16 protein-coding genes are annotated in these 18916 nt (G+C 46.6%); 10 read left to right on the top strand and 6 right to left on the bottom strand.

Annotated elements, in window-relative coordinates; translation table 11 throughout:
* Position 1: 1 nt before the first annotated feature.
* The gene (locus K2Y22_03375) at positions 2-2623 is read right to left on the bottom strand and encodes a hypothetical protein (protein ID MBX9877475.1); all 2622 of its coding nucleotides are present in this window, start codon (positions 2621-2623) and stop codon (positions 2-4) included.
* Positions 2624-2820: 197 nt separating this feature from the next.
* Here K2Y22_03375 and K2Y22_03370 point away from each other — a divergent pair, with 197 nt between their 5' ends.
* The 6 genes from K2Y22_03370 to K2Y22_03345 all read left to right on the top strand — a co-directional run bounded on the left by K2Y22_03370 (position 2821) and on the right by K2Y22_03345 (position 8619).
* Positions 2821-3804: an ADP-ribosylglycohydrolase family protein gene (locus tag K2Y22_03370; GenBank protein MBX9877474.1), complete on the top strand. Its 984-nt coding sequence runs from the start codon at positions 2821-2823 to the stop codon at positions 3802-3804.
* 100 nt (positions 3805-3904) lie between these two features.
* Positions 3905-4684, top strand: a complete 780-nt coding sequence (fabG, locus tag K2Y22_03365; GenBank protein MBX9877473.1) for a 3-oxoacyl-ACP reductase FabG — start codon at positions 3905-3907, stop codon at positions 4682-4684.
* A gap of 163 nt (positions 4685-4847) precedes the next feature.
* A complete protein-coding gene (gene acpP, locus K2Y22_03360) occupies positions 4848-5087 on the top strand; it encodes an acyl carrier protein (protein ID MBX9877472.1) in 240 nt (79 codons plus the stop codon).
* A gap of 150 nt (positions 5088-5237) precedes the next feature.
* Positions 5238-6491, top strand: coding sequence for a beta-ketoacyl-ACP synthase II (gene fabF / locus K2Y22_03355; GenBank protein MBX9877471.1), 1254 nt, complete (start codon positions 5238-5240; stop codon positions 6489-6491).
* 29 nt (positions 6492-6520) lie between these two features.
* A complete protein-coding gene (gene gatA, locus K2Y22_03350) occupies positions 6521-8005 on the top strand; it encodes an Asp-tRNA(Asn)/Glu-tRNA(Gln) amidotransferase subunit GatA (protein ID MBX9877470.1) in 1485 nt (494 codons plus the stop codon).
* Between the two features lie 26 nt (positions 8006-8031).
* A complete protein-coding gene (locus K2Y22_03345; GenBank protein MBX9877469.1) occupies positions 8032-8619 on the top strand; it encodes a hypothetical protein in 588 nt (195 codons plus the stop codon).
* A 6-nt stretch (positions 8620-8625) separates the two neighbouring features.
* Here K2Y22_03345 and K2Y22_03340 read toward each other — a convergent pair whose 3' ends face one another.
* Entirely contained in the window at positions 8626-10089 is a 1464-nt protein-coding gene (locus tag K2Y22_03340) for an aldehyde dehydrogenase family protein (protein MBX9877468.1), read from the bottom strand.
* Positions 10090-10302: 213 nt separating this feature from the next.
* On the opposite strand from K2Y22_03340, the gene K2Y22_03335 reads away from it, so the two are divergent.
* Together K2Y22_03335 and K2Y22_03330 are read left to right on the top strand one after the other, a co-directional pair.
* Positions 10303-10614 (top strand): BrnT family toxin, encoded by a 312-nt coding sequence (locus K2Y22_03335; GenBank protein MBX9877467.1) that lies wholly within the window; start codon positions 10303-10305, stop codon positions 10612-10614.
* Positions 10535-11038 carry a BrnA antitoxin family protein gene (locus K2Y22_03330; GenBank protein ID MBX9877466.1) on the top strand — a complete coding sequence of 168 codons (504 nt, stop codon included), beginning with the start codon at positions 10535-10537 and terminating at the stop codon, positions 11036-11038. Before K2Y22_03335 ends, K2Y22_03330 begins: the two co-directional genes overlap by 80 nt.
* Before the next feature lie 4 nt (positions 11039-11042).
* Here the strand turns inward: K2Y22_03330 and K2Y22_03325 are convergent, their stop codons facing one another.
* The 3 genes from K2Y22_03325 to asnB are packed head-to-tail and all read right to left on the bottom strand — an operon-like array spanning position 11043 to position 16833.
* Positions 11043-12140, bottom strand: coding sequence for a tetratricopeptide repeat protein (locus K2Y22_03325; protein MBX9877465.1), 1098 nt, complete (start codon positions 12138-12140; stop codon positions 11043-11045).
* The gene (locus K2Y22_03320; protein MBX9877464.1) at positions 12140-14914 is read right to left on the bottom strand and encodes a diguanylate cyclase; all 2775 of its coding nucleotides are present in this window, start codon (positions 14912-14914) and stop codon (positions 12140-12142) included. The genes K2Y22_03325 and K2Y22_03320 overlap by 1 nt, the downstream gene beginning before the upstream one ends.
* Positions 14915-14928: 14 nt before the next feature.
* A complete protein-coding gene (gene asnB, locus K2Y22_03315) occupies positions 14929-16833 on the bottom strand; it encodes an asparagine synthase (glutamine-hydrolyzing) (protein MBX9877463.1) in 1905 nt (634 codons plus the stop codon).
* Between the two features lie 196 nt (positions 16834-17029).
* Here asnB and K2Y22_03310 point away from each other — a divergent pair, with 196 nt between their 5' ends.
* Both K2Y22_03310 and K2Y22_03305 read left to right on the top strand, forming a co-directional pair.
* Positions 17030-17611 (top strand): DNA-3-methyladenine glycosylase, encoded by a 582-nt coding sequence (locus K2Y22_03310; protein MBX9877462.1) that lies wholly within the window; start codon positions 17030-17032, stop codon positions 17609-17611.
* Complete coding sequence (locus K2Y22_03305; protein ID MBX9877461.1) at positions 17612-18016, top strand: VanZ family protein; 405 nt, start codon at positions 17612-17614, stop codon at positions 18014-18016.
* Here the strand turns inward: K2Y22_03305 and K2Y22_03300 are convergent.
* A complete protein-coding gene (locus K2Y22_03300; protein MBX9877460.1) occupies positions 17927-18877 on the bottom strand; it encodes a hypothetical protein in 951 nt (316 codons plus the stop codon). The genes K2Y22_03305 and K2Y22_03300 overlap by 90 nt on opposite strands.
* Positions 18878-18916: the final 39 nt, after the last annotated feature.

Raw genomic sequence — 18916 nt, 5'->3', positions numbered from 1 at the left:
ACTATTGCTTTTGTTGACTTTCCTGGTCTTTGTCGAGCCTGTGCTGGCGCATTAGGGTATCTAGGTTGAAAGCTCCTGTTGCCGAAGCCAAATTGTTGGTTACGGCAGCTTCCGGCATTCGGCGAGCGCGGTTCCAGGAATTAATTGCTTCGTTGGCCATTTTTAAGGCTACAGGAATTGGGTCTATTGCCGCTGGAGAGTTAGCGACAGGCAACGGTTCGTATTGGTGGTCGCGGAATTGCGAACGAACCCAGCTGTGTACTTTATCGACTCGTGCATCAACTTCTTTGCCGGAAAGACCTGCTGCAAATGCTAATGCTTCTGCAATTGGCCCTGAGTTAAAGACGTCGACCATATTCATTTTGCCAAGTTGCGGATCCGGATATTTAGCGTTGAACTCTTCGACGTACTTGTCGAAGCCTTCAACCTTGTCCAGATTCTTTATGGCGGCATCAGATATTGTCTGCGCGAGATCCAAACATCTGTCGACTACTTTTCCCTGGTCAGGCAAGCACTCGTGCAGAGTTTTTCCGTTCAGTCTTTCCAATGGCTGGAACAATTGTTTCTGTGCTGTTTTCTTGATTGCCGTATCCCAAACTGCCAGAGGTATTTCTAAGAAATTGCCTGTTCTTGAATGTCTACCTGTTTGTTCGTTGTAGTTAAGCATTTCCCAGCGATAGGTGTCGCCTGCTTCGCTTGCTCTATTAGCCCAGTTGGTTAGAGCATTGGCTATGTTGAGCGATCTTTCGTGCCCGTTGGCGCGCATTCTCATAACTTCAGCCATAGCTAGAATACGACTACGTCCCAAATTGTGAACTTCAAATCCTAATGGATTTTCAGCGTCCGCAAAGGCTTTCGAGATGTAGCTATTCTTACCCAGTTGTCCCTGCCAGGACATTTCGAGCGCTCCGTACTGAACTGCTAGTGCATGTCCGCTCACGCCGGTGCCGGCCCAATCGGAAGAGTTTTCGTTAGGCTGTGCTTTCAATATGTTCTTGATCGCCTCTTCGTAAGTTACAGGTTTGCCATTTTGATCTAGGAATGGCTTGCCGTTGCTTAGGGTCATCGCTTTGTTTTCGATGTTGTGTTCTTTTAGTGTTTCTTTGGCAATGTCACCCAACCACTTTTCGCGAGTCTTGGCGTCGAAGCGCAAGAATTGATTGAAAGTAAATTCGTGATCCGCTTCGTGACATTGTGCTGGACCGTCTCTGTGAACACGCGAGTCAGCTTCGACGACGGCTACAGCTGTGTCCATGACTTTTGGAATTGAAGGTTGAATGTAAGGGCCTTCATTGGTCGGCAATACCGCAGTAAGAGGCGGCTTGTGTTGTTTGATTGTTTCTGGTGGCACGCCTGCTTTGTTGATGAGTCCACCCATCTTTATCTTCCAAAAGTCGATGAAGAAGTTGTTGTGGTCTAGTGCTTTGGGAAGTCCAAACATGAATTGCTCTCGAGCGATTTTGTGTGTGTTCACAAAATCCATCAGTTCTTCTGCGTTTTGTTTGTTGGTCATTCGTTTGGCTAAAGCAATTATTTGATCGGTTGTTTGACGATAAACAGGATTGACCTTTTCATTAAGCGCTGGATTCTGTGATACCTCTGTGGGCATAATGATTCCGTTCTGCAGGTGATCAAATTCCTCTGCTTCTAGTGAGCGGGCGTTTTGAACCTCGGCACGAATTTGGCCAATCTTTGCCAAATTGTCTGCGTCGTATGTGAATTTGTCTTGTCCCGAGACTGGCAGCTCTGGAGCATCGGGCTTCGCCGACTTTTTAGCTGCCTCAGTTTCTGTTTTTTCTGCTGCAAACAAGTCTTTGATCTCTTGCTCTTTCCGGCGGAGCATTTTAAATTCATGGATCTTAGCGACGTTGTGCTCATCGATTTTTACTTGAATGGCATCACGATTTTCGGTGAGCTTGGTCTCTACGCTTTTTGCAGATTGAGAAACTGGGTCAGCAAATGCTTTCACTGCTCTGCCGAGGGGATTTCTTGTGCTATTCAATAAATTTGATTTAGCAACATCTAAACCAGGAAAATGTTTGTCAATTACTTTGCCCGCAACATGCTCGCCTTTCATGCCAAGCTTGATACCGACCAAACTGTCGAGTGCAAACATCCCGTAACCGTCGCCCATTTTGTCGGCGGCTTTATCGAGATCTGCGCGACTACGCTTGTTTAGTGCGGCGCTACAAGCTTCAATTCCTGGTGTTAGTGCATCTTTTACGAATGACAGTCCCATTACTGTGCCTACTATGGCTTTAACTGCGCCAGCTTTTGGTAGCAAGGTACGCATGCCGACGCCAATTAAAAAAGCTGATCCCGCTTTGACTCCTGTTTCACCCCAGTGTTCTGGTGTCAGATCGTGAACTACTGCTTTACCGAAACCAACAGTTGATTTTGCTGCACCTGATCCAAGCACGTAAGCAATACGGCTGCCTGTTCCCATTAGGCTATCGTCAGTCAACGCACTGTCGACTGTTTTGTTGACGGATTTGCCGACTTGGTCGCTAGATGATGTTAGATAGTCGAGTAATAAATCAGGTCCGGAGTCTGTCGCGTGTGGTGCTTTGCGCTTCTCTAATTGGTCTTGAGGAAAACTGGCTCCATCAATCGAATTACCCATTTGGAAAAGCCCTCCAGAGGCATTAAGTTGTTGCCAAGAAGATTAAACGACTTTCCTTTTATTGTCGCGGGGAAAACCCCACTGACATGGCTTATGACCAACGGGTTTTATCTTGGCTAGTCGGAATGGGTACTTCCTCTGGCATAATTGTTTAGAAATTGTGTGAATTTAGAAATTGCAGAGATAGGATAAATTTCGTGCCTAACAAGATTGATGAAAAGGTAGCTGACCGAATTAGAGGCACAATTCTAGGTTCGGCTGTGGCTAATTCCATGGGAGGAAGCTGCATTGGGCTTACTCGCAGGGAAATTGTCGCTAGTCTTGGACCACAAGGCATTAGAGACCTGAGCCCAGGACTTTTGCGTAGTCATCTGCCGGGGCACGAGCCAGGCACAATTTTGGCCGATACATATTCAGCGCTGGCAATAGCAGATTCTCTAATTGCCAACAAAGGCAAGTTTGATTCCGGCGATCTCAAAGGACGTCTTACCGGATTACTTGAGTCAGAGCCCTTTTTGAGAGGCGCACCAGGTGCTCCGTGTTTAGCTTCGTTGCGTCGCATGGCTGATGGCGAAGAACCAGTGAATGATAATTCGCCTGAAGCATTGCATGATTCTGCTGCAGTGCGTGCGTATCTAATTGGCTGTTTGCCCGATACAAAGTCGGTCGTGGACATTGCTGTTGAACAAGCAAAATTGACGCACGCAGACAGTCGAGTTTGGGCTGCTGCTGCAGTATTGGCTGAAAGTGTTTCCGGATTTATCAGTGGCAAGCGTTTAGACAATGAGCAAGAAGTCCGTGATTTTGTAAAAGCAGAATTTGCCACCGCGCAAAAAATTGATGCGCGCTTTGCAGAATACTGGGACGACGTTGCTCCAGATCTCGACTACATTCATCCGGCACATGAACTGCCTTATTCGCTCTTGAACATTGAATCTGATGTGCAGGAAGCGGTACCGACCGCTTTCGGAATATTCCTCATATTTCGTCACAATTTGGAAGAAGCTTTATGCGCCGCCGCGTCTGCCGGTGGAGACACCGACACGGGCTCGGCAATTGTCGGAGCATTATCGGGCGCCTATCACGGAGCCTCTGCCATTCCCGAGCGTTGGCTGAAGCAATTGCCGGAGCGTAACAAGCTGGAAGCGGCTGCAGATAGGCTAATTGCGCTGTGGCAATAACGTCCCGAATTGACGTCCTTATATAAATCTTTAAAGACAGAACGCTCAAGAACTAGTTAAATCGTCTATTCGCGCATTTTTAAGCGGTAGAGGGATATTTATGCAGACTAATACGGCCACAAAAGAAGGAACCACAAAAATGGGAATGCTGGATGACAAGGTTGCCATCGTAACCGGCTCAGGACGCGGCATTGGTAGAGCTATCGCTACCTTGATGATGAAGCAAGGCGCCAAAATCGTCATTACCGATATTAACGAAGAAACAACCAAAACAACTGCTCAAGAGCTTAAGGCAGAAGGCGGAGATGTAATTGGCGTGCCATGTAACGTTACTCAAGCGGACAGCATTGAGAAGATGGTTGAAACGGTTCTTAACACCTGGGGACGTATCGACATCCTTGTAAATAACGCCGGTATTACCCGCGACGATCTATTTATACGTATGACCGAAGAAAACTGGCAGGCAGTCATCGATACAAACCTGACCTCCGCTTTCAAAGTCACAAAGCCTGTACTCAAGGCTATGTCCAAGCAGCGTTTTGGTCGCATCATCAATATTGCCTCAACAACTGGTGTTCACGGCAATGCTGGTCAAGCCAACTATGCCGCAGCTAAAGCCGGTTTAATCGGATTCACCAAGACCATTGCTCGTGAATACGCTTCACGAAACATAACCTGCAATGCAGTTGCTCCAGGATTTATTGCAACTGACATGACTAAGGCACTTGGTGAGGAAAAAATAAGCAAAGTTGTAGAGCACATTCCGCTAGGCAGAATGGGCACTCCAGAGGACATCGCCAGAGCCGTGGCATTTTTTGCCGGACCGGCAGAGTACGTTACAGGTCAGGTAATTAAGGTCGATGGGGGCTTGTATATCTAAGCTGGCGCCTATTTCATCGGTTTGTGAACGATGGTTTCAGAGTGTGACTACAGAGCCTTAGGGCATGCTATCCTATTGAGCCTCTGTTAAAGAGCGAACCAGGGTTGCTATAGAGCAATCCGCAACAAATTTTCGGACGGACATAAGGGGGTTTTAAGAACCAATGGAAGAGAAGGAAGCATTCGAGCGCGTAAAGAAAGTCACAGTTGCTCAACTTAACGTCAATGCTGACGAAGTAACCATGGAAGCTAGCTTCACTCAAGACCTGGGTGCTGACTCATTGGATACAGTAGAGTTGGTAATGGCTCTTGAGGAAGAATTCGGTTGCGAAATTCCTGATGAAGATGCCGAAAAGATCACCACCGTTGGTGAAGCAGTTAAGTACATCTCTGCCCACATCTAGGCAGTTAATGACACCATAATTCGCACACGGCCTCATCGCAAAAATGAGGCCGTGTGTTTGGTAGTTGAACCACAAGAAGCGAAGCAAATAAGGAGTGCCGGAAGGCTTAGCGAAGGTGTAGCGAAGCGGAACCGGAGCGTTATAAAAATTATGGACGAAAGAGTAGTAGTCACAGGTTTGGGTCCAGTCTGCGCAGTAGGCGTTGGTAAAGACGAATTCTGGAATGGAATTGTCTCTGGTAAATCCGGAGTGAGGAAAGTCACCTTGGTTCCGGAAGCGGAACAATCAGCGTGCAAAATTGCAGCTGAAATGACAGAATTTGATCCAACGCAGTGGGTTGATCCCAAAAAAGCGAAACGTATGGATCGTTTTATTCAGATGGCTATTGCAGCAAGTAAACTTGCAGTCGCTGATGCGAAGCTGGATATGGATCAAGAAGATCCTACTCGCGTTGGAGTTTGTGTCGGTTCTGGTGCTGGTGGTTTTCAAACTTTAGAAAATCAATTTCGTGTCTTGCTACAAAAAGGACCGGATCGCTGTTCACCATTCACAGTGCCTGCACTTATCGTGAATATGGCCGCTGGTTGGATCTCTATTTTGCATAAAGCAAAAGGACCGAACTCTTGCACCGTCACAGCTTGTGCAACATCAGCTAACTCAATTGGAGATGCTGTCAGATTCATTCAACGCGGCGAAGCTGATGTAATGTTTGCAGGCGGCAGCGAAGCACCGATTACAACTCTATGTATGGCAGGATTTGCTGCAGCAAGAACACTTTCAACCCGCAATGATGATCCAACACGAGCAAGCCGTCCGTTTGATCGTGATCGCGATGGATTTGTAATGGGTGAAGGTGGTGCCATTATTATTCTGGAATCGCTCAGTCACGCTAAAAAGCGTGGTGCTCATATTTATGCGGAAATTGCTGGGTTCGGTCTGTCGGGCGATGCCTGGGACATTGTGCAGCCGCCAGCTGATGGCGAAGGCGCAGCGCGTGCCATGGTAATGGCATTAAAGGACGCCAATTTAAAGCCGCAAGACGTCAACTACGTCAATGCGCACGGCACATCAACAACGCTTGGGGACCGTGCTGAGACGACTGCTATTAAGCGAGTGTTCGAAGACCATGCTACAAGCCGTAAGCTGGCTGTTAGTTCAACCAAGTCAATGACAGGGCACTTAATTGGCGCCGCTGGAGCTATTGAGGCTATAGCTTCAATCATGGCTATCCACGATTCCATTTTGCCTCCTACTATCAACCTGGATAATCCGGATCCTGAATGTGACCTTGACTACGTGCCCAACCAAGCGCGCAAGAATACTCCTGTAAATGTGGCAATGTCGAATAGCTTCGGCTTCGGCGGACACAATGCCAGTCTGGTATTCAAGAAGTATGTAGGGTAAACTACTTACTTGTTTAGCTAAGAGTAAAAATGACTGAGTTAATCGGGGCTTCGGTCCGCAAGCTAAAGCAGATGTTGGTGAACAAAGAGGTTTCCGCTCGGGAAATTCTCAAGGCGCACCAAGAGCAAATCGATCGTCATGAAAAAGAGATTGATGCATTCAATTGCCTGACTGAAAAGCTGGCTGAAAAGCAAGCAGACGAAATTGATAAGCTGGTGGCATCTGGTGGAAGTTTGCCTGCCTTGGCCGGCATTCCTATTGCTATCAAAGACAACATTTGCATCAAAGACTACAAGACAACTTGCTCAAGCAAAATATTGGCTGACTTTGTGCCACCATATGATGCAACTGTCGCAAACAAACTTTTACAAGCCGGTGCATTGCCTGTCGGCAAAACCAACATGGATGAATTTGCTATGGGTTCATCGACTGAAAACTCTGCAAATAAACTAACGAGAAATCCATGGAATACTAAGACTGTTCCTGGTGGATCTTCAGGTGGATCAGCAGCAGCAGTGGCAGCTGGATTTTCAGTTGTCTCACTTGGTTCTGATACCGGCGGCTCAATTAGACAGCCGGCATCGTTTTGTGGCGTAGTCGGTATGAAACCGACATACGGCATGGTTTCAAGATTTGGTTTAGTGGCATTCGCTTCCAGTCTCGATCAAATAGGACCGTTTGGTAGATCAGTTGAAGATGTTGCCCACGTTCTTTCAACAATTGCAGGACATGACGCAAATGATTCGACATCTATCCAGCAAGCAGCACCTGATTTTGTTGCTGCGCTGACAGGCAATATTTCGGGCATGAAAATTGCCGTTATCAAAGAATTTCTTGCCGAAGGAATTGAAGCTGAAGTCAAAGAGTCAATTGCTGCCGCTGCGGAAACTTATAGAAAGCTCGGAGCCCAAGTTGAAGAAGTATCAATGCCGAATTTCAAACATGCGCTTCCTGTTTATTACTTGCTTGCAACAGCAGAAGCTTCAGCAAACTTGGCTCGCTACGATGGCGTGAAATATGGTCACCGGAATAAGGAAGCAAAAGACATTCTTTCTATGTATTACAAGACGCGCCAAGAAGGTCTAGGCGCTGAAGTAAAACGCCGCATCATGCTTGGCACATTTGCACTGAGCTCGGGCTATTACGATGCCTACTACAAGAAAGCCCAGCAAGTGCGCAGGCTCATCAAAGAAGATTTCGATAAAGCATTTGCCAAGTTTGATCTTGTCATTTGTCCGACTGCACCATCTACAGCTTTTGAATTTGGTTCCAAAACATCAGACCCGTTGAGCATGTATCTTTCAGACATTGCGACAATTCCTGCCAACTTGGCTGGGATTCCGGGAATTTCCTTACCATGTGGTTTCGACAAAAACGGATTGCCGATTGGACTTCAATTATTAGGTCCGGCGCTATCCGATGCAAAGCTATTGAATGCTGCGCATGCTTTTGAAAATGCCACTGAGTTTCACAAACGTCTTTCACCGATGCTGTCAAAAGTAACAGCATCCTGAACTTGTATTTGCGAGGAAATAGTTCTATGAACAAAGTAAGTCTTACAGCTGTAGTGTTAGCAGCTATCGTCGGCAGCCCGGCATTTGCTCAAGCCCCCGGCGATATATTCAACGGTCAGCCAAGCATGATCCCAGGCACAGGTGCCGCTGAAAGCGCATTGAATCAAGCTGGAGCCGATCCCAGTAATTTCAAAGCCGGTGATTTTACCGATGACGAAAAGCGCATGCAACATAAGTACCGCGACAGCATCAAGCATGCCAAAGCGCTTATCGATAAGGGTACATCTATGATGGACCACGGTAAGAAAACAGGCAACGACAAAGAATTCAAGAAAGGCATGATATTTAAACAAATTGGCGAGCGCACATTTGGTGAATTGAATGCCAACAATCCGTTCCCATTGCCAGGTGAGCAGCTAAAGTCGGAGACTACGCAAGAAGCGACTGTAGCAGATGCCACTTCGTCAGAAGCAGCCAAGCCTGAACCAGCCAAAGAACAAAAGGCTGAAAAGAAAGAGAAGAAATCCAGATTCGGAATGCCGCACTTCGGCAAGAAGAAGGCATCAGCTCCAGCTCCTGCAGAGCCCGAGTCTCAAACTTCTAACGATCAGTAACGAACATTATTGTCCGTAGGGATACCACCAAGATTTGGCTTCGGTTTTGAATTCCCAGTGGACATGTTTTGTCTCGCGGAATTCGTCGAGCCCTTCTTGACCAAGTTCTCGAGCGCCGCCGCTCATCTTCATGCCGCCGAATGGTCCGGCGTAATTGTCAGTTAGCGGATCGTTTATCCAGATTGTGCCGGCTTTAACTTCTTCGAGGAAGAGTTTTGCTTTGAGTGGGTCGCTGCTCAATAGACATGCGCCTAAACCGAATACACAATCGTTAGCTAAAGCGATAGCTTCATCGAATGTTTTATATTCCATGATTGGAATAGTTGGTCCAAATGTCTCTTCTTTCATGATGAGCATTGAATGATCGACATTGGCAATTACTGTCGGCTCGTAGAAGTAGCCTTTGGACAGGTGCTTGGGAATATTGCCGCCAGTCAAAACTTTGGCGCCTTTGCCGACAGCTTCATCAACATGCTTCATTACCTTTTCGCGATAAGAGGCGCCAATCATTGGTCCCATATCAGTTGTTGATTCAATTCCGGCTCCGAGTCTAAGGCTCTTTACGTGAGTGAGAAGCGCTTCTGTAAATGCCGGCGCTTTTGATTTTGGTAGATAGACACGCTCAGTAGATGTGCAGACTTGTCCGGCGTTTGTAAGAGCTGCATAAGCAAGTGCCTTAGCTGCCAATTCCGGATCTGCATCTTCGGCGATAATGAATGCGTCTTTGCCGCCTAATTCTAAGTGCAATTTCTTCATCATCGGTGCAGCGAGTGATGCGATGCGTTGACCAATTTGTAAACTGCCGGTGAAGGCAATTACTGGAACATCCGGATTCAAGACTAGTGGTTCAGCAACTTCATTGCCGTATCCGGTTATGGTGCTGACTACACCTTCAGGGAAATGATCGAAGCAATGCTTTTGAATGTAGAGACTGGATAGTGGTGTCAGTTCACTTGGTTTGATAATGACCGTGTTGCCTGCAGCAAGAGCAGGAGCAACTTTCCATGCCATTAGAAGCAAAGGATAGTTCCAAGGAATGATACATGCGGCAACACCGTATGGCTCTTTGATAACCATGTTGAGCTGGGAGTATTCACCTGAAGGCAATACGCGCCCGCGCTCGTGACGTCCCAATTCAGCGTAATAGTCAAATGTGTTTGTCAGCCACTCAAACTCTTCTTCGTTTTCCGGGACAGGCTTGCCTTGCTCTAGAGTCAAAAGCCGAATAATCTCGTCCTTATGCTCACGCATCTTGGCGGCAGCTTCGTGCATCATGTGGCAACGCGCATTAGCCGGAGTGCGGCGCCAAGTGCTAAATGCCTCCTTAGCCTTCGCTACAAGCTTATTAGCGTCGTCGGCGGTCTGACGGGCTACCTCGTCCAATACCTCTTCTGTAGCAGGGTTTATAACGGCAATAGACTTGCTGTTGCCACGTGCCAATTGCGGATCTTGTGTTTGCTGAAGAGACATCTGAAACCCCTTTAATAGAGTAGATGGGCGAGCTATATAGAACCCAAATTATACCGTTAGATTAAACCTGGGTTGTCAGCATTGGCTTTCTTTGAACTTTTTAGGGGGTAATTCCGTCTATAGAGTAGGGAGGCATTGTGGCGTGGCAATTTAGGCTGTGTATACAAAATTGTATATACAATTTTGGGTTGTCATGTATAATGAATGTAAGTAGTGATTATTCAGTTCATGCTCAATGGGTTGCGCTTCCAATACGATTACGACAAAGGACGGTCAAATTTTAACAAGCACCATATCCATTTTGAGAAAGCAGCGTTAGTATTTTTCGACACACTTAGGACGATCGCCTTCAACGGAAGTTACGACGATGAGGAGCGTTGGGAAACAATTGGATTGGCAAGGGGCTTAATACTATTTGTGGTGTACACGGAGAGGAAAAACGAAGATGGTCAAGAAGTCACGCACCTCATCTCAGCGAGGAAAGCAGACAAAAGAGAAAGAGAGCGAATGGATCTTAAGCCCTGATGAAATTGCCGAGCTTGAGGCGCTTAAGGCAATGCCGGACGAGGAAATTGATTACAGCGACATACCGGAAGTATTCGATTTTAGTGACTGGAAAAGAGTGCACTATCGCCCCGTCAAACATCAAATTAGTTTTCGAGTTGATGTTGATGTACTGATCTTCTTTCAGATGGCAGGCAAGGGCTATCAGACGAAGATGAACAAGGTTCTTCGCGATTACATGCGACTGAAGAGACGAGAAGCTTACATTGCGGAATTCGGCGAGCCTACAGAAGAGGACCGAAAGCTGATGCCTGGTGGTAAGAAAGTCGCGGTAAAGCTGAAACCTCGTAAAAAGAAAGCGAAAGTTGCGGCAAAAACCAAGACTCTCGTCCCGACGCGCTCAAAGCGCAAGAAATCCACACGCAAGAAAAATCCACGGAAGTGAGATTCTATTTCTTGGCTTTATCGGAGTATGCTTTTTCTAGGTCAGCTTTAGTAATTGCATAGTACGGATGAGACTTGCCCAGAGATTGTTCTCTAAGAGTCAATGCTTTTTCGAGTACAGGTATTGCCAAATCCGGTCTTCCTGCGGCGATATAAGTCTCACCTAAGTTCGTTAGAATACGACCTCGAAAGACGCTGCCTTCACCCTTGATAGGTTTTGTAATTTGGTCAGCTTCAAGAAGGAATTTTTCAGCTTCGCTGTACTTACCTAATTTGGTTGATATTGCACCCATATTGTCCAGGTCAACGGCAACTTCGGCATTATTGCGTCCTGTGATAGCCTCATCAAGCGTCCAGGCTTTGCGAAAATCTTTGTCCGCTTGTGCATAATTGCCCAGCTTCATTTCAATTGTGCCGCGTGTATCAAATAAAGGAGCCATTGCGTGATCGTTTTCACCAAGCAATTTCTTGCGCATATTGAATGCTTTATCAAGCCAAACTTGTGCGTCTTTATAGTCACCCTGATCAATTTTTAGTTTGGCCATGCCGTTGTAAATACTGGCTAGGTTAGAGTCTTCGTTTATACGAATATCCTTCTGCCAAATTTGCAAGCCTTCGTTATAGAGTCTTTCGGATTCACTGTAGTGACCTATGTCTTTATTGATGCTGGCGAGATTTGTTGTAACAAATACCCGTCCTTGGTGCTGTTGCTTGAGACTTGTTCTGGATAACTCATAAGCTTTGGTCGCAGCTAAAAGAGCTAATTTGAACCTGCCCTGGACTCTATAGACTTCAGCTAGATTGTTATAGGTGTTTGCAAGACGAGGATCGTTGTCGGAAAAATGCTTTGATTTGGCTTCTTCTAGGGCTAGTTGAAACTCGCTTGCGGCCATGTCGTAGTTACCGTTTTCAAATGCCTTTTTGCCGAAGCTTATGTGAGTGTAGTAGGGAATGCTCTGATAGCCTGCGTAAATGACGTAGCAGGCAGATATTATCCATGTAGTTCGCGTGACTATCTTGAAATACTTGCTTTCAATGACAGTTGATTTGAACCAGCCTTGCCAGGCGACAACTTTACCTCGGAGTTGCTTAAAAGAACTCATTAGGGACTCGGTGTTTCGAGTCTGAGGTTTTCCAGTACTGCGACAAACATATCGACTAAGAAAGGATCAAATTGTTTGCCGGCGCCATTGCGAAGAACGCTTATTGCGTCTTGTTCCGATAAGGCTTTTCTGTATGGACGATCGGAGATCATCGCGTGATAGGCATCGACAATTGCCACAATTCTTGCAGCAAGTGGGATTTCTTCGCCTTTCAGTCCTCTTGGATAACCTGTGCCGTCCCAGAATTCATGGTGGTATTCCAGAATATCGCAGACATCTTTGAGCGCCTTGACGGGGCGTAAAAGATCCGCTCCCATTTCCGGGTGTTTGCGCAGAATGGCAAATTCTTCTTCTGTTAAAGGTTGCTGCTTGTTGATAATCTCGTCTGATACGGACAGAAGGCCAACATCGTGCAGAAGCGTGGCGACGCGCACTTGTTCAATTTCCGGCTCTGCAAGTCCGTAGACTTTTGCTAAAAGCTCGGCAAAACGGGTTGTTTCAAGATGGTGGACTTTGTTGTACTCAGAGCGTGAATAAAGTGATGTCGCCAGTGACTTGATCATGTCGACAACTTCTGAGGCATGTTCTTCTGAAGTCTCAATATCCTCGGCTACAGATTCTACCGTCGGCTTTTTAGTTGTCTTGGTTTCTTTGGGAATATATTTTTGGAATAGAAGATCGCGAGCTATATGAACTTGATTGCGTCCCATGCGCTTAGACATATAAAGTGCACGGTCGGCCAATTCAATAAGTTGATCTTGGTTTTTGGAATCGTCCGGGAAGCTGGCAATACCAAAGCTTGCTGTTACCGAAATTTCAACATCTTCGTAGCGGATACGCTCATCTTCCAGGCGTGTTCTAATACGCTCTGCAAGTACGGCCGCACCTTCTTGATTTACTTCAGGCAGGATTAGGAGAAACTCTTCACCGCCGTAGCGCGCTGGAATGTCTACGTCACGGCATGCGGTGCGAATAAGCTTTGCCACTGATTTTAGTACAGCGTCGCCTGCTTGGTGTCCATGATTGTCGTTAATTGCTTTGAAGTGGTCAACGTCAAGCATGATAAGGCTTAGTTTGCGTTGATAACGTTCTGCCACACGCAATTGCTCGGTTAATTTCTCTTGGGCTGTTCTGTGATTGAACAAACCTGTAAGACCATCTGTTGTAGCTTGTCGTTGTACAAAGGCGTAGAGACGCGCATTGGCCACGCCGGAAGCTATCTGGTCGGCAACTTGTCTAAAGAAGCTGACGTTGTCCTGGCTCCACTGGGCTTGTGTTTCGCAACGGTGTCCGCAGAGAAGCCCTAGAAGCTTTTCTTCATAGGTGATTGGAACATAGAAAAGTGAGATAAGCGGGTAATTGTGCAGCGGTCCCTTGATGAAAACTTCGGGTCTACGCTCACGAGCGACGTCGCTTACAAACAGAGCCGTGTCCCAATTAAAGTGCTCTTTAAAAGTCTGCAGAATTTGCAAATCCAAATTCTTAGACAAGACATCATAGTCTTTGTCAGAGACATACTGAGCGCGGATGGTGTCGTCTTCATGTTCATCTGAGGGAAGAACCAAGAAGCAGGCATCCAAATTGAAGTAGCCGGCTAATGTGTCGAGCATCTCTTCGATGTTCGTGGACTTAATGTCGAATGACTTCCTAATGGAATTGCTTATGCGGTGAAGCAGTTGGTCTTGTCCATGACGCTTTTCTGCTTCGCGTCTTTGTAAGTCAATCTGTGAATTGGCTTTACGTAGTGCTAATTCTTGATTCTCTTTGGTCTCCTTGAGGAAAGACTCTTCAAGTTGTTTGGCTTGTTTGAGGCGTGCCAATTCTTCATGAGTATTGGAGAGTTGCTTGGCGTAATTCTCCAAAAGCTCCGAGTGGTAGACAAGCTCTCTTTGATATTTGATGTTGGACAACGCTGCCCGTACACGAGCTAGAAGTTCTTCTTCCGGAGCATTGTCAAAAATACAGTCGCTTGCACCGTTTTCTAAAGCCGCAGCTAACGTATGTTGTTCCGTGCTTGGAATAACAGCTACCACAGAAAGCTGACCACCTTCGCGCGACTCTTGTAGAAGTTCAACAACAGGGTTTTCCTTGGAGGCTAGAAATCTAGATTCCAGAACAACCAAATCAAATGTGTGTTCAGCAAGTGCTTGACCAATTTTTTCAATATTTTCAAGATCTGAAACTTTGTAGTTGTTTTCCAGTACTCTAGCGAAGCGTCTACGTGCTAGACGATCGGATACGATGATCAAAACGCTTTCAGTTGGACCTTCCTTCTCTTCTACTTCAGTAGAAGTACTTGAGACTTGTGCAGCTAGGGGGACCATTTGTTCTGAAAGGGAAGCGGCAAATTGTTTGAGTTCATTTATCTGCTCGTTGTCCATTTGACGGGTTTCGTCAAATGAGACCATTCGCAACATGCCAATAACAGCTTTCTTGCCGTTTGCGTCGGCATGAAGAATTGGGACAATTACATAGAGATAGCCTTGTGGCGGTTTATCGTGGCGCCAGGCTCTGCCTATCCAATGCTTCTTCGTCTGTTTAATCTTCTGGGCTATTAGCGTATGGGACACCTGCAATGGCTGCTTGTGTTCATCACATAGGCTTGTTGCCATCGTCTGGGCATCTTCGTGGCTGTCATCAGTAATAAAACTGGTCAGGTTTATTACTTCATGCGCACGCACGACATCGATGAGCCCAAAGTCAAAACGAAGCTTGCCGCAAAGATATCGCTTTACAGCTTCAAAGAATTCTGCAGTATTTGTTTCCGTCGTCATTACTTCTGAGTTTATCAAAATTTATTGGCAAAATACTTCTGCCACCACCACTGGAACATCATCAGTGTCCACAGTTCTTTACGTCGATCGAATTTCAAGCTGCGGTGTTCATCAAGCAGCTGCTTGACCTGTTCATATTGGAAAATGCCCTGCTGCCGGACAAACTTTTCACTGAATAGCTCATCAACAACCGAAGCCAATTCTTTGTTGAGCCACTTGGCAGTTGGAATGCCGAAACCTTTCTTGGGGCGATTGAGAATACTTTCCGGCAAATAGGACTTGAGTGCCTTCTTGAGCAAGTATTTGGTCTTCATGCCTTTTAGCTTAAATGACACCGGCAATTGACGGGCAAACTCCACAACCGGATAAGCCAAGAATGGCAAACGCACTTCCAAAGAAGCGGCCATGGATGCTCTATCTGATTTAACAAGCAAATCATCCGGCAAATAAGTGATTTGATCGATAAGCATTATCTTGCTTACTACATCTCTATTTCCATTGCCGTTTAGAAGTGGCGTATCTGTTAGTCCGCCATAAAGGCGATCTATTGTTTGCAGTGGGCTAAATTCGGGTTTGAGAAGGTTTAGTTGTTTGTCGATGGACATGCAACCCATCCAGCGATAGTGACGAACATCTTCCTTGTTGTCCACACTGGAAATAAAGCGTTTTGCTTTGAAGTCGAGACTTAGATTGTTGTGGGATACAGGCAATGAGTTAATTGCCGGCTCTAAAATTCCCTTGCGCAAGATGCCTGGAATTGCCTGCCAGTATCCAGCCATGCGGTGAGCCTGATAGGTTGGGTAACCACCGAATAATTCGTCGCCGCCTTCGCCCGACAGAGCTACGGTGACTGACTTCTTGGTCATTTTTGACAAGAAGAATGTCGGCAAAATAGAAGCATCGGCCATCGGCTCATCTAAAACTTGCCAGAGTTCAGTTAGAGTCTCCAACGCCATTTGTGGGGAGAATATTGCCGTGTGGTGATCTGTGCCTACGTGTTTGGCAACAAGTTCAGCATGGCTTGATTCATCAAACGATTGATCGGCAAAGCCAATGGAAAATGTTTTGAGACGATCCACATGGCGGGCAGCCAGTGCAGTAATTGCTGATGAATCGATACCGCCTGAAAGGAAAATGCCTAGCGGTACATCGGAAATGAGTCGTAGTTTTGCTGAAGTATCCAGCAATTCAATAAGTTTAGCTTCTGCTTCTTTCTCGGAAATGTTCTCGAGCTGCTGTTCAGGTTTACCGAGCCAATAACGCTTGGTTGTTACTTGTCCATTTTCTACGACCATGTAATGACCAGGCATCAACTTGTGAATACCTTCAAACATGCTCAGTGGTGCAGGCACATACTCAAGAGCGAGATATTTTTGCAGAGCTTCGCTGTTTAGTTGCTTCTTTGATTTTGGATGGGCAAGTATTGCTTTTAGTTCGGAAGCAAAAATTAGTTGACCATCAAAAACGCCCCAGTGAAGCGGCTTTTCGCCCATGCGATCACGAGCAATGAACAAGCGATCTTTGTTTTTGTCGTAGATGGCGAAAGCAAACATGCCTTCCAAAAACTGCAGACAATCAATGCCGTAGTCTTCGTACAAGTGGACAATTGTTTCTGTATCGGAATGCGTTTTTAACTTGTGACCAGCTGCAACAACTTTCTTTTGCAACTCTTGAAAGTTGTAAATTTCGCCGTTAAAAACAATCCAGACAGAATCATCTTCATTGGAAATTGGCTGCTGTCCAGTTGCCAGGTCGATGATAGAAAGGCGTGTCATGCCTAGAGCGGCTGGACCTACTGTGGTCATGCCACGCTCATCCGGCCCACGGTGGTGGATGGTCTGGCACATAGCTTGAAGCGTCCCTTGGTCAGGACCAATGGGACTTCCGTTTAAGTTGAAATAACCAACTATGCCACACATTATTTAACGCTCCGGCTGCACTGCGTTTCGCCTTCGCTTGCCTCCGGCTCCCCATCTTCGCTCGGCGGCGACCGCCTCATCGGCGCTCTTGCCTCGCTTCTGGCGCATTAACTTTCAATGCGAGATTATACTTGTAAAAGCAGGATTCAGTCTCGGTTTGAGGCTCAATTTGAAGGCGATGTTAAACTAAAAAACTATGACCAGTTTGCTTCGGTCCTATACTGACGACTTCTATCGCCGTTCCACCTTGCTTGTGGCACGGGACCTTCTTGGCGCCCAATTATGCCGCAAAATAGGTCTTAAGACCGTCCTCAGTGGTCCTATCGTAGAGGTGGAGGCATATACGGCAGATGATCCTGCTTGCCATGCCTCTCGAGGAAAGACCAAGCGCTGTGAAGTCATGTTCGGTCCTCCGGGGCATGCTTACGTTTACTTCATCTATGGGATGTATCATTGCCTTAATGTCGTCACGGAGCCAGACGGTACTCCAGGAGCGGTTCTAATTCGAGCCGTTGGCGCCGAGGGCACAAATGGACCTGGTAAGCTTTGCCGTGAGTGGGAAATTGATGTTAAGCATAACGGCTCAAGCCTCATTGAGCCCGGGTCAGACTTATGGATATGCCCGTCAACACCTCTAAAAGATTCTGAAATTGCTGTGTCTCCCCGGATAGGAATATCGTCGGCGCAAGATAGACTCTGGCGATTTTATGTTAAAGACCATCCGGCTGTGTCCGGCAAAAAGCACGTTCACAAGTCTTACTCGGCAAGGAGAAAATAGGTGCGAAAAATATTGCCATGGCTGGCAGTTGCCGTGTGGATGATTGTTATCTGGTGCTTTTCCGCTCAACCGCATTCAGGAGCAATTACGCAACAGTTCTTCGGCGACTTCAATATGCTGATGAGAAAATTTGGGCACGTAAGCGAATACACGATTTTGTTTTTGCTTCTGTGTTGGGCTCTTAAATCGACAGATGAAAACCTGAAGCTAGGCAAAGTTGCATTCCTTGCAGCAGCCGTGGCAGTTTTCTACGCCATAGGCGACGAATGCCACCAGTTTTATGTACCCGGTAGAAGCGCTACGCTGTTTGATGTCTCAGTTGACTGCTTGGGTATTAGCCTCGGACTGCCCATCTTGTTGAGTGGTTTCGGCAGACGTCTTCTCAGCTCCGTCACTGGCAGCTAAGTCATTTTGTTCGACAACGTGAATTTGATTTTCATCGTCGATTGTCAGTTTAAGCATTAGATGCACCGGCGTTCCTTTGCCACCACTTGCCGGAACCATGGCTCCTTTAACATCGGTGATTGCATTGTGTGCATCAAGCTTTTGGCAGTCAACTTTGGCGATTTCCAGTTTTGTATTGCCGCCAAGTTTGTCTTTGGACAATGGAAATTCGGTATCTGTCCAGTAATTGTTCATCAGCTCTGGAGTCATTTGAGCCATCGCGCGAATTTGGGACATCTTGTAAGTGTCGGCATTGAAATCTAATAGATTTGCTACAAACTGACGAGAGAATAAATTAAGCGCATCGGATGTGACTGTTGTTGTTGCCACAGTTTTTGCAGGAGTGCTTGAGTGAGCAAAATAGCCGGCAAATGATCCAGCAGCAAAGTTGAACAGAGCCAAAACAACCATGACCATAACGACTGGTCTCATGCCCTGATTTACTTTTGTGCCGTAGTCACCACGAGCAATTCCGCGAAGATTTCCGCGACCCATGTTTGAAACGAGATTTTCCGCATCACTTGAAAGCGTGCTGCCTTTTGCCGGTTTCCAGGCGTCACCAAGAATTTTTGAGAGCTGAAGAGATTCATCCGGCGTCAAAAGAATGGCTGAAGTTGGCGGAGTGCCGATGCGGCGCTTTAAAGAAAGTGCCAGACGCTCTTGTGCGCGGCGGACGATGAGCAAGAAGCCTGATTGGGTATCAACTACACGCTCGGCTGTTGTCGGCGACTCGCTGACAACGTCGGGAGTGTTGAAAATGCTTCCTGATTCGTCGCCTGAAAACGGGGCGGCTGAAGATCCTTGACCATCTGTTGTGCTCATTAGGAACCTTTCTCCTGTGACCTTAACTTATTAAATCAA

This window comes from Candidatus Obscuribacterales bacterium, from assembly GCA_019744775.1.
GTDB lineage: Bacteria > Cyanobacteriota > Vampirovibrionia > Obscuribacterales > Obscuribacteraceae > SBAT01.
Note: the sequence above shows the minus strand (reverse complement) of the source record. Positions and strands in the feature narration are given on the sequence as shown.